This window comes from Mycobacterium arosiense ATCC BAA-1401 = DSM 45069 (genome assembly GCF_002086125.1).
Taxonomy (GTDB): Bacteria; Actinomycetota; Actinomycetes; order Mycobacteriales; family Mycobacteriaceae; genus Mycobacterium; species Mycobacterium arosiense.
On record NZ_MVHG01000123.1, the window covers coordinates 1 to 11,368 of the forward strand.

Here is an 11,368-nt window from a genome sequence, read left to right on the forward strand (position 1 = left end):
ACTACGCTCAGAATCGGAGACCAGCCGCTGGCTGAGTCCTCAAACCAGTAAGTCTCCGGACTCGCCGGGGCGGTTCATCGATGTCAGCGGCGGGACATCTGAGATACAGATATTGCTGCCGTTAACACGTGGGAGACTTCGATTTCGGGTTCTATCAATGATGTCGTCAGTACCGGAAGCCAGGTACGGATTCCACATCGTCCCGCTGGCGTACGCCTGGGACATGGGCGCGTACGGCTGGCCCGCTCCCGAGCGGCTGCGTTTCGCCAACGATCCGGCCAACCTGCTGGCCGTCGATGGACAGGCCAATCAGGACAAGGGCGATTCGCCACCGGCGCAATGGATGCCGCCGAACGCGGCGTTCGCCTGCCAGTACGCGATGCAATTCATCGCGGTGCTCCGCGGTTATTCGCTGCCGGTGGACCAGGCGTCGACCGGCGTGCTGCGGCAGGCCGCGACGACCTGCCCGACGGGGTAGCGGCGCCTTACGTGCCCTCGTAGGTCTCGGGGTCCGGGCGCAGCCGCGTGCCGTCGTTGAGCCCGTTGAGCGCCTCGACGTGCTCGTCGGCCAACTCGAAGTCGAAGACGTCGAGGTCGGAGGCGATGTGTTCGGCGTTGGCCGACCGGAAGACGACCGCATTGCCCAGCTGCAGGTTCCACCGCAGCAGCACCTGCGAGGCGGTCTTGCCGTATTCGCCCGCGACCGAATTAACCGTAGGGTTGTCGTCCAGCTTGCCCAGCGCCAGCGGCGTGTAGGACTGGGTGAGGACGTTGTGCTCGGCGTTGGTCTTGCGCAGCGCTTCCTGGTTGAGCAGCGGGTGCAGCTCAATCTGGTTGACCGCCGGGGTGACAAACGTGAGGTCGATGACCGTCGTCAGGTGCTCGTCGGTGAAGTTGGCGACACCGATCGAGCGGGCCTGACCTTGCGCGCGCGACTGGATCATGCCGCCGAAGGAATTGACGTAGCTGCCCAGGGCCGGGGCCGGCCAGTGGATCAGGTAGAGGTCGACGTAATCGAGGCCGAGACGCTCCAGGCTTGCGTTGCAGGCGTCCATCGCCCCCTTGAAGCCCTGGTCCGCCGTGGCCAGCTTGGTGGTGACGAACAGCTCGGCACGGGGAATGCCGGAGGCGGCGATGGCGCGCCCCACGGCGGCCTCGTTCCCGTAGGCCGAGGCGGTGTCGATCAGCCGGCAGCCGACTTCCAGCGCCGCCGACACCGCGCGTTCGGTCTCGTCATCCGACAATTCCGCGACCCCCAGGCCCAGGGCCGGGATCGTATTTTCGTCGTTGAGAGCAATCGAGGGTACGGCGGAGCCCGACTCGCCAGCCAATTCATTCACCTGCCTGTGAAATTGAAGGTTCGAGATTGTGCACCGAGCCGAGTTCCGTCATCGAACGAGGCGCTGAGTTCGAACCGAACACGCCGAAAGTCGCTCGCAATCCGATGAAGGCTCACCGACCTGGGGACAACGATATTACCTAGTCAGTAAATGCAACTGACCGACACCTGGGCGCGGGTCCTCTCCCGCCGCGGCGCGGCCCGATCCCGTCATCGAATCGCACACTTCGCCCCACCATGCGCTCGGCACGCCGGTGCCGCTGCAGTAGCGTGGGCCACGCGGTATCGCCGCGTCTTGGTGGCCGCCGAGGCCGTCGGTGAGCGTTAGCACGTGTTGTTAGGGGGTTGGCCATGACCGGGCGACTGTCAGGCGCACCGGAGCTCGAGGTCGGAGTCCAGCGCGCCTCGGTGCCGCTGGCCAGTCGCATCCAGGGCGCCGTCACCAGCGTCGGGGCCAAGGTCATCCCGTGGATTCCCACCGCCATCAGGCGGGGGCTGGTGCGCGGACGTTCGGTGATCATCGACGGCAACACGCTGGACCCGACGTTGCAGCTGATGCTGTCGGGCCTGCGCGCCGTCGGCATCGACGGCCTGGTCGTCGACGACGACCCGCATGCCTCGCGCGCTCAGATGCGCGAGTCGACCGTGGGGTTTCCCGGTCCGCAGATCCACGTCGACGTCGCCGAGCTGTCGCTGCCCGGCCCCGGCGGGCAGATCCCGGCCCGGCATTACCGTCCGCCCGGTGGCGAGGCGGCACCGCTGCTGGTCTTCTACCACGGCGGCGGTTGGTCCATCGGCGACCTGGACACCCACGACAGTCTGTGCCGGCTGACCTGTCGTGACGCCGGCATCCACGTGTTGTCGATCGACTACCGGCTGGCCCCCGAGCACCCGGCGCCGGCCGCGATCGAGGACGCCTACGCGGCTTTTACGTGGGCCCACGAGCACGGCGGCGAACTGGGTGCGACGCCGGGCCGGGTCGCGGTCGGCGGCGACAGCGCCGGCGGGAACCTCGCCGCAGTCGTCAGCCAGATGGCGCGCGACGAGGGCGCCCCGGCGCCGGTGCTGCAATGGCTGATCTATCCGCGGACCGACTTCACCGCCCAGAACCGGTCGTTGACCCTGTTCTCGCGCGGCTTCCTACTGACCAAGCGGGACATCGACTGGTTCGAATCGCAATACCTGCGGGGGTCGCGTCTCGATCGCACCGATCCACGGGTGTCGCCGGCGCTGGCCGAATCGCTGACCGGACTGGCGCCCGCGCTGATCGCCGTGGCGGGTTTCGACCCGCTGCGCGACGAAGGCGAGAGCTACGCCGAGGCGCTGCGCGCCGCCGGCGCCGCGGTGGACCTGCGGTACCTGGGTTCGCTGACCCACGGCTTCGCCAACCTGTTCCAGCTGGGCGGCGACAGCATGGTCGCGACCAGCGAGCTGATCTCGGCGCTGCGCGCACACCTGAGCCGGGTCTGATTCCCGCAGGGGTCGGCGCCGGTAATCTAGAGGCGCCTTTGTCCGATCGCTTTGTCCGCACCCGGGCAAACCGACAACTCGTACCGAAAGATCAGGGAACCTGTGGCCGACAAACCCAAACGTCCCCCGCGATTCGACATGAAGTCGGCCTCCGGCGGTAAGTCGAGCCGGCTCGTCCAAATCGGCGGTACCGCATTCGTGGTGATCTTCGCGGTCGCCCTCGTCTTCTACATCGTGACCTCGCACCACAAGAAGACCGGCCCCACCGGCGCGGGCGACACGGTCCGGGTCACGTCGAGCAAGCTGGTCACCCAGCCCGGCACCAGCAACCCCAAGGCCGTGGTGACGTTCTACGAGGACTTCCTGTGTCCGGCCTGCGGTAACTTCGAGCGCACCTTCGGCCCCACCGTGTCCAAGCTCATCGACCTCGGCGCCATCGCGGGTGACTACTCCATGGTGTCGATCCTCGACAGCTCGCGGAATCAGAACTACTCGTCGCGCGCGGGCGCCGCGGCGCTCTGCGTCGCCGACGAGTCCCAGGACGCGTTCCGGCGCTTCCACGCCGCGCTGTTCAGCACCGACATTCAGCCGAGCGAAACCGGCAAGACCTTCCCGGACAACGCGCGGCTCATCGAACTCGCCCGCGAGGCCGGTGTGGTGGGCAAGGTGCCGGACTGCATCAACAGCGGCAAGTACCTGTCCAAGGTCACCGGCGAAGCGGCGGCCGCGCACATCACCGCCACGCCGACCATCAAGATCAACGGCGAGGACTACGACCCGTCGACACCCGACGCGCTGGTCAACAAGATCAAGGAAATCGTCGGCAACATTCCGGGCATCGACGGCGCGGTCGCGCCGGCCGCGATGTGACCGGTGCGGTGTCGACCGAAGCTGCCGATCCCGCCGGCCTGACGCCGGATCCGGCTCCGGAGGCGCGGGTGCCCGCGCCCAGCGGCTGGTGGGTGCTGATCGCCGGGCTGGTCGGGCTGGTCGCGTCGATGACGCTGACGGTCGAGAAGATCGACATCCTGCAAAACCCGGCGTACGTGCCGTCCTGCAACATCAACCCGATCCTGTCCTGCGGATCGGTGATGATCACGCCGCAGGCGTCGCTGCTGGGCTTCCCCAACCCGCTGCTGGGGCTGGTGGCCTTCACCGTGGTGGTCGTCACTGGGCTGCTGGCGCTGACGAAAGTTGCTCTGCCCCAATGGTATTGGCTGGGTCTGACGGCCGGGCTGGTAGTCGGGACGGTGTTCGTGCACTGGCTGATCTTCCAGAGCCTGTATCGCATCGGCGCGTTGTGCCCGTACTGCATGGTGGTGTGGGTCATCACCATCTCGCTGCTGGTGGTGGTCGCCTCGATCGCCTATCGCCCCGTGTTGCAGCACCGGCGATCCGGCCCCGGGCGGGTGCTCTTCCAATGGCGGTGGTCCATCGCCGCGCTCTGGTTCACCGCGGTGTTCTTGCTGAGCATGGCCCGGTTCTGGGACTACTGGTCGACGCTGCTGTAGGGATTCGCAGGTGACCCGGATCATTGGCGGCGCGGCCGGGGGCCGTCGCATCGCGGTCCCGCCGCGCGGCACCAGGCCCACCACCGACCGGGTGCGCGAATCGCTGTTCAACATCCTGTCGGCCCGCCTGGACCTGAGCGGTGTTGCCGTGCTGGACCTCTACGCCGGTTCGGGGGCACTCGGATTGGAGGCGCTGTCCCGGGGCGCGGCGGCCGCGCTCTTCGTGGAGTCGGACGCGCGCAGCGCGTCGGTCATCGCGCGCAACATCGAAACCGTGGGCCTGCCCGGTGCGACGCTGCGGCGCGCGGCGGTGACGACCGTGCTGGCCGCCGGGACCGACGCCGCGTTCGATCTGGTGCTGGCCGACCCGCCCTATGACGTCGAGGCCACCGAAGTCGAGGCCGTGCTGGCGGCGTTGCCCGCGCGTGGGTGGGTGCGCCAGGGCAGCGTCGCGGTGGTGGAGCGTGCGGTCGGCGGCGCGCCACTGGATTGGCCGGCGGGCTGGGCTCCGTGGCCGCAACGGGTGTACGGCGACACCCGTCTGGAGCTGGCCGAGCGCCATTGAGGTAGGCGTGTACCGTCATTCGTCATGGCGCCGCTTCTCAGCATCGCTTCGCTCTGCATCGTCACGGCGCGCGTCATGGCGCCGCTTCTTAGCATCGCTTCGCTCTGCATCGTCACGGCGCGCGTCATGGCGCCGCTCTCCCCCGCGAGCGGGTGGTACTCCCGCCGCATCGCTTCGCTTCGCATCGGGTCGCGCGCATGACGGGCGCGGTGTGCCCCGGGTCGTTCGACCCGGTGACGTTGGGTCACATCGACGTCTTCGAACGCGCATCGGCTCAGTTCGACGAAGTGGTGGTGGCGATCCTGATCAACCCCGCCAAAAAGGGCATGTTCGACCTCGACGAGCGGATCGCGATGATCACCGAATCGACGACGCACCTGCCCAACCTGCGGGTGGAGGCGGGACAAGGCCTGGTCGTCGACTTCGTCCGGGCGCGGGGCATGACCGCCATCGTGAAGGGGCTGCGCACCGGCACCGACTTCGAATACGAGCTGCAGATGGCGCAGATGAACAAACACGTCGCCGGTGTGGACACCTTTTTCGTCGCGACCGCTCCGCGCTATTCGTTCGTGTCCTCATCGCTGGCCAAAGAGGTCGCCATGCTCGGTGGCGACGTGTCCGAACTGCTGCCTGAGCCGGTCAATCGCCGTCTGCGCGCACGGCTTTCGGCCCGGTCCTGACCCGGGCGATCGACACCGAAACCTTGCGTGGCAAGCGCGGTGACCACGCCGGCGGCGGCCTGGGGTAAACCGCCGCGCCGTGGGTACCCGATGGTGTCCGAATTCTTTGTCGATTACTTGTGAGTCCCTCGCCAGGGGCGGTCGACGGGTTCGAGCGCGCCACGTGGAACTTCGTCCACCGGAAAAGATCGCAGACGCCCACCTGAAACGTATCTTGAAGATCTGATCCGAAGGAGGGGGCACGCGAGGTCGCCGAGGTCGATAGGAGAACGGCACCATGACGGTAGACAATCTGTTCGACGTGCCCGAGGCAGCGGCCGATCTGGTCGCGCTGCTCGCCGATGAGGGAGTCGCGCAGTTCTTCATCAATCCCGGAACCGATTCCGCGCCGATTCAGGAGGCGCTGGCCGCGGCGCGGGCCGCCGGCAGGCCCAGCCCGCGGTCGGTGTTGTGCGTGCACGAGAGCATCGCGCTGGCGGCGGCCGTCGGCCATCACATGGTCAGCGGCCGCCCGCAGGCGGTCATGGTGCACGTCGATGCCGGGACGCTGAACCTGGGCTGCCAGCTGCACAACGCGCAGCGCAACGGGACTCCGGTGGTGGTATTCGCCGGGCGCACTCCCTACAGTTCGGCGCCGGGGGTGCGCGGGCACCGCGACAACTACATCCATTGGCAGCAGGAGCAACTCGACCAGCCGGCCGCGGTGCGCAACTACGCCAAGTGGCACATGGAGGTTCCCCGCGGCCGCGAGCTGGCCCCGATCGTCCGGCGGGCCTTCCAGGTCACCCAATCCTGCCCGTCCGGCCCGGCCTACGTCATGCTGCCGCGAGAAGCGTTGATGGAGCACGGGGTCGGCACGCTGCCACGCCGGCTGCCGCCGGCCGTACCGCCCGGCCCGGATCCGGCCGCGCTGGGACGGTTGGCGGGAATCCTGGTGGCGGGCAAGCGGGTTGTCATCGTCACGTCCAGGACCGCCGCCGACCCCGGAACCGCAACGGTGCTGGGGCGAATCGCCGAGTTACTCGGTGCGCCGGTGATCGATCAGGGCGACCGCGCCAACCTACCGCTGGGGCATCCGTTGCACGTGGTGGGTGACGCGGCGCCGCTGGCCGACGCCGACACCGTGCTGCTGTTGGACTGCGAAGTGCCCTGGGTGCCCGCGCAGGTGGCCCCGCCCGCGGGTGCCCGCGTGGTGCAGATCGACGGCGATCCGGTCAAACCGAGCATGCCGCTGTGGTCTTTTCCGGTCGAGGTCGCGTTGACCGCCGACACCCGCGTCGCGCTGCTGCTGCTCGAGCAGACCCTGGTGCGGCTGGCCACCGACGAGCTGCGGGAGAAGTGGGCCGCGCGCCGGCAGGCGGCCGAGGCCGACACGGCGCAGCGGCACTGCGAAGCGACCCGCCGGGGCGCCTCCGATCGCCCGGCGGACGCACCCGATGCGATGCTGGCCGCGCTGGGCGGCGCGCTGCCCGACGACGCGGTGGTGGTCCAGGAGGCCGTGACCAACCGGTCCGCCGTGGCCCGGCAGGTGCGGCGGCCACCCGGGCAGTTTTTCGACACGGGTGCACCGGCATTGGGCTGGGCGCTCGGCGGCGCGTTCGGGGTCAAACTCGCGCGCCCAGAGGCGCCCGTCGTCGCCATCTGCGGTGACGGCTCGTTCAACTTCGGCGTGCCCACCGCCGCGTTGTGGTCGGCGCACCGCCATGGTGCGCCCTTCGTCACGGTCGTTCTGAACAACCAGTCGTATCTGGCTTCCAAGTTGCCGGTGATGGAGCTGTATCCGCAGGGAGTTTCGGTGCGGGAGAACGACTTCGGCGAGACTCGGCTTACCCCGGATACCGACTATGCCGCGTTGGCCGCGGCGTGCGGTGGCAGCGGTCGCACGGTGCACACGCCGGCCGAGATGAGCAAGGCCGTCGAATGGGCGCTCGCCGAGGCCGAGCAAGGGCGGTGCGTGGTGCTGGACGTGCGGCTGCCGCAACCCTGAGCCCGCTCAGTGCCGATGCTCTGAGTGGCCGGCCTCGGGGGAGCCCCCCATCATGCGCACCATCGGCAGACCTCCGGACGTGACGAACCGGGCGATCAGGATGGCGGCGAGAGCCAGAAAGGCGATGTTGAGCCACGTCGTGTAATTCCAGGAGATCGATGCCTCGATCACCGTCGCGTTGCGCTGCGTGGGGATGAGATGCGTTGTGCCGAAGATCAATTCGACCACGTATCCGGCAGCCACCATCGCGGCGTAGAAGGTGCCCAGCAGCGTCAGCATCATTTTAATGCCGTAGTACTTTCGGTAGATATTCAGGATCGGAAGGATCAACAGGTCGGCGTAAATGAAGGCGATGACGCCGCCGAAGCTGATGCCTCCGTTCCACAACACCGCGGCCAGCGGGACATTGCCGATGGAGCACACGAAGGACACGATCGCCACGATGGGACCCACGATGGGACCCCACAGCACCGAGAGTCCCGGATGATCGGCCAAAAAGAAGACCTGCCAAAACTTTTCGGGAACCCAGGCCGCGACGGCGCCGGCGATCAGTAGGCCCAGGACGAGGTCCCGCAGGATCGCCAGCCACTCCATCACGAACACGTGCGAAACCGAGGTGAGGCCCGCCGGGGAAAAGAGCCGTCGCCAGAACGAGCCCTCGCCCCGGATGGACATGTCCATGGCGGCATGGCCTTCCATGGAGCCGGCGATTCCCCGCTCGGCCTGCTCGCGGGCGGCGTCGACGAGCCGCGAACGCGCGAACAGCCGGAACAGGACGGCCAGGGCGACGATCATCAGTGGGCCGCCGACGAATTCGGCGGCGGTGAATTGCCAGCCCATCAGCAGCGCCAGGATGATGCCCAATTCCACCACCAGGTTGGTGGAACCGATTTCGAACGCCATCGCGGCGGTGAAGTTGGCGCCCTTGCGAAACAGCGACCGGGCCAGCGCCACCGCGGCGTACGAGCACGACGACGACGCCGCGCCCAGCCCGGCGGAGATCGCCAGGGTGCGCGGGCGATCATCTCCCATCAGCGACACGATCGTCGAACGTCGCACGACGGCCTGCACCACCGCCGAGAGGGCGAAGCCCAGGATCAGCGCCCACAAGATTTCCCACGTCATCGAGCCCGCGAGCGTCAAGGCGTGCCCGACCGCCGATAGCGCCGTCACCTGTCCTCCTGCGGTAGACCTTAGGAGACTGCTTTCAACGACCCAGTATACCCCATAGGGGTATATGCGCACAGACGAATGCGCGCCGCGCCGGCGCGACCGCCACCGGTGGCCATAGTGGCCCGGCCGCCCGGGACCTAGAATCGCTGGCAAACAACCGGGCCGAAGGCGTCGACGCAAACCCCGGCCCCTGCGGCCGTCCCGCCTCGGCGGGAGCCCGGCGACGAATATGGACGAACCACCTCGCGCGGCCGTGGCGGCCGCGGTAACAGCGTGAACGGGCGCTTCCTGATGACACTGAATGCATACGACCTGGGCGGAAACGGCGCGCCAGGGCGTTTGAGGCGCCCCGAACGGGCAAATACCCGACACACCGTGTTCACCACCGTTGTCACAGAGACATCACCAGGCACACTGGTAACAACCGGATCTTTGCAGACGCCAGGAGGGTATGGCCGTGTATCGAGTCTTTGAGGCGCTGGACGAACTCAGCGCCATCGTGGAAGAAGCCCGTGGCGTTCCGATGACGGCCGGCTGCGTGGTGCCCCGCGGCGACGTGCTGGAGCTGATCGACGACATCAAGGATGCGATTCCGGGTGAACTGGATGACGCCCAGGATGTGCTGGACGCCCGCGATTCGATGCTGCAGGACGCCAAGACGCACGCCGAGTCCATGGTGTCCTCGGCGACCACCGAATCGGAGTCCATGCTCAACCACGCCCGCGCGGAGGCCGACCGGTTGCTGTCCGACGCCAAGGCGCAAGCCGACCGGATGGTGAGCGAGGCGCGCCAGCACAGCGAACGGATGGTCGGCGAGGCCCGCGAAGAGTCGATGCGCATCGCCACGGCGGCCAAGCGCGATTACGAGGCCAGCGTCAGCCGCGCCCAGGCCGAGGCCGACCGGCTGCTGGAAAACGGCAACATCTCCTACGAGAAGGCCGTGCAAGAGGGCATCAAAGAACAGCAGCGCCTGGTGTCGCAGAACAGCGTGGTGGAGGCGGCCAACGCCGAGGCCACGCGGCTCATCGACTCGGCGCACGCCGAGGCCGACCGGCTGCGCGGCGAGTGCGACATCTACGTCGACAACAAGCTCGCCGAGTTCGAGGAATTCCTCAACGGCACCCTGCGCTCGGTGGGACGCGGTCGTCACCAACTGCGCACGGCCGCCGGAACCCACGACTACGCGGTGCGCTAGCCCGCGTGGCCGCCTACCCGGGCGGCCACGCCCTGGAAATGTGCGGTCAGCGCCGTAGGATTTCCGGTATGACGCGGCACAGCACATCATCGGCCCGCGGCGCAACGTCACGGCTGACCGGGCCGATGGCGCTCGACATCACCCGGCTCGGGCGGCGCCCCGGGGCCATGGTCACCCTGCGAAAAACCGTGCCCAGCCCGTCGCGCATCGGACTGGACATGATCGCGATCGAGGCCGGCGCACCCTTGGACCTCGACCTACAGGTCCAATCGGTGTCCGAGGGCGTCCTGGTGACCGGGACGGTGACCGCCCCCACCGCCGGTGAATGCGCGCGCTGCCTGGCCGACCTGCGCAGCCGCGTGCAGGTGCGGCTGACCGAACTGTTTGCCTACCCGGACAGCACCACCGAGGCGACCACCGAGGAGGACGAGGTGGGCCACATCGTCGATGACACCATCGACCTCGAGCAGTCCATCCGCGACGCCGTCGGGCTGGAGCTGCCGTTCTCGCCGGTGTGCAGTCCGGACTGCCCGGGGCTGTGTCCCGAATGCGGCGTATCGCTGGCCGCCGAGCTGGGCCACCAGCACGATCGCATCGATCCGCGGTGGGCCAAGCTGGCGGGCATGTTCAGCGCCGAGTCGGACGAGTCGCGGGGTGGGCGGTGAGCTCACGGCAGGTTCTGCTCGACGCCCTCGGGGTTGAACTGTCCGACGAACTGCTGTCCCTCGCGCTGACGCATCGCAGCTACGCCTACGAGCACGGCGGCCTGCCGACCAACGAGCGCCTGGAATTTCTGGGCGACGCCGTGCTGGGGCTGACCATTACCGACGAGCTGTACCACCGCCACCCCGACCGCAGCGAGGGTGACCTGGCCAAGCTGCGGGCCAGTGTGGTCAACACCCAGGCGCTGGCCGACGTCGCGCGCAAAATGTGCGACGGGGGCCTCGGCGGCCATCTGCTGCTGGGGCGCGGCGAGGCGAACACCGGCGGCGCCGACAAATCCAGCATCCTGGCCGACGGGATGGAATCGCTGCTGGGCGCGATCTACCTCGACCACGGCATCGACGTTGCGCGCGAGGTGATTCTGCGGTTGTTCGGTCCGCTGCTGGACGCCGCGCCGACGCTGGGTGCCGGGCTGGACTGGAAGACCAGCCTACAGGAACTGACCGCGGCGCGCGGCATGGGCGCGCCTTCCTACGTCGTCACCTCCACCGGCCCCGATCACGATAAGGAGTTCACCGCGGTGGTCGTGGTGGCCGACACCGAATACGGCACGGGGGTGGGCCGGTCCAAGAAGGAAGCCGAGCAGAAGGCCGCGGCCCAGACGTGGAAGACCCTCGACGTGCTGGACACCGCGGGGACGACGCCCAACTAGTGTCCTGAGTCGTTAATTCGCCCGCTCTTGTTAGTATGGGTGATGCCGTCGCCGCATGCTGCCACGATCGTGT

At 68.0% G+C, this 11,368-nt stretch carries 12 protein-coding genes and 1 pseudogene; 11 read left to right on the top strand and 2 right to left on the bottom strand.

Annotated features, from left to right (window positions below; translation table 11 throughout):
• Positions 1-193 precede the first annotated feature (193 nt).
• Positions 194-478: pseudogene (locus BST14_RS26190) on the top strand (HNH endonuclease family protein); the annotation flags it as partial.
• A gap of 7 nt (positions 479-485) precedes the next feature.
• Here BST14_RS26190 and BST14_RS26195 read toward each other — a convergent pair.
• On the bottom strand, positions 486-1,331 hold the full coding sequence (locus BST14_RS26195; protein ID WP_083067220.1) for an aldo/keto reductase: 846 nt from the start codon (positions 1,329-1,331) through the stop codon (positions 486-488).
• Positions 1,332-1,690: 359 nt separating this feature from the next.
• Between BST14_RS26195 and BST14_RS26200 the strand changes: the two genes are divergently transcribed.
• From BST14_RS26200 to BST14_RS26225, 7 genes are all read left to right on the top strand, one after another.
• On the top strand, positions 1,691-2,809 hold the full coding sequence (locus BST14_RS26200; RefSeq protein WP_083067212.1) for an alpha/beta hydrolase: 1,119 nt from the start codon (positions 1,691-1,693) through the stop codon (positions 2,807-2,809).
• Positions 2,810-2,911: 102 nt separating this feature from the next.
• On the top strand, positions 2,912-3,679 hold the full coding sequence (locus tag BST14_RS26205; protein ID WP_083067221.1) for a DsbA family protein: 768 nt from the start codon (positions 2,912-2,914) through the stop codon (positions 3,677-3,679).
• Entirely contained in the window at positions 3,676-4,320 is a 645-nt protein-coding gene (locus tag BST14_RS26210) for a vitamin K epoxide reductase family protein (RefSeq protein ID WP_083067213.1), read from the top strand. Before BST14_RS26205 ends, BST14_RS26210 begins: the two co-directional genes overlap by 4 nt.
• Before the next feature lie 10 nt (positions 4,321-4,330).
• Positions 4,331-4,885, top strand: coding sequence for a 16S rRNA (guanine(966)-N(2))-methyltransferase RsmD (rsmD, locus tag BST14_RS26215; RefSeq protein WP_083067214.1), 555 nt, complete (start codon positions 4,331-4,333; stop codon positions 4,883-4,885).
• 24 nt (positions 4,886-4,909) lie between these two features.
• Positions 4,910-5,086: a hypothetical protein gene (locus BST14_RS30185; RefSeq protein ID WP_158085931.1), complete on the top strand. Its 177-nt coding sequence runs from the start codon at positions 4,910-4,912 to the stop codon at positions 5,084-5,086.
• Complete coding sequence (gene coaD, locus BST14_RS26220) at positions 5,083-5,565, top strand: pantetheine-phosphate adenylyltransferase (RefSeq protein WP_083067215.1); 483 nt, start codon at positions 5,083-5,085, stop codon at positions 5,563-5,565. The genes BST14_RS30185 and coaD overlap by 4 nt, the downstream gene beginning before the upstream one ends.
• Before the next feature lie 277 nt (positions 5,566-5,842).
• Positions 5,843-7,552, top strand: a complete 1,710-nt coding sequence (locus BST14_RS26225) for a thiamine pyrophosphate-requiring protein (protein ID WP_083067216.1) — start codon at positions 5,843-5,845, stop codon at positions 7,550-7,552.
• Between the two features lie 6 nt (positions 7,553-7,558).
• On the opposite strand, the gene BST14_RS26230 is transcribed toward BST14_RS26225, so the two are convergent.
• On the bottom strand, positions 7,559-8,725 hold the full coding sequence (locus BST14_RS26230) for a permease (RefSeq protein ID WP_083067217.1): 1,167 nt from the start codon (positions 8,723-8,725) through the stop codon (positions 7,559-7,561).
• Between the two features lie 457 nt (positions 8,726-9,182).
• Between BST14_RS26230 and sepIVA the strand changes: the two genes are divergently transcribed.
• The 3 genes from sepIVA (at position 9,183) to rnc (ending at position 11,295) form a co-directional block, all read left to right on the top strand.
• Positions 9,183-9,920, top strand: coding sequence for a cell division protein SepIVA (sepIVA, locus tag BST14_RS26235; RefSeq protein ID WP_083067222.1), 738 nt, complete (start codon positions 9,183-9,185; stop codon positions 9,918-9,920).
• A gap of 68 nt (positions 9,921-9,988) precedes the next feature.
• Positions 9,989-10,585, top strand: a complete 597-nt coding sequence (locus BST14_RS26240) for a YceD family protein (RefSeq protein ID WP_211280825.1) — start codon at positions 9,989-9,991, stop codon at positions 10,583-10,585.
• Positions 10,582-11,295: a ribonuclease III gene (rnc, locus tag BST14_RS26245; protein ID WP_083067219.1), complete on the top strand. Its 714-nt coding sequence runs from the start codon at positions 10,582-10,584 to the stop codon at positions 11,293-11,295. The genes BST14_RS26240 and rnc overlap by 4 nt, the downstream gene beginning before the upstream one ends.
• Positions 11,296-11,368 lie beyond the last annotated feature (73 nt).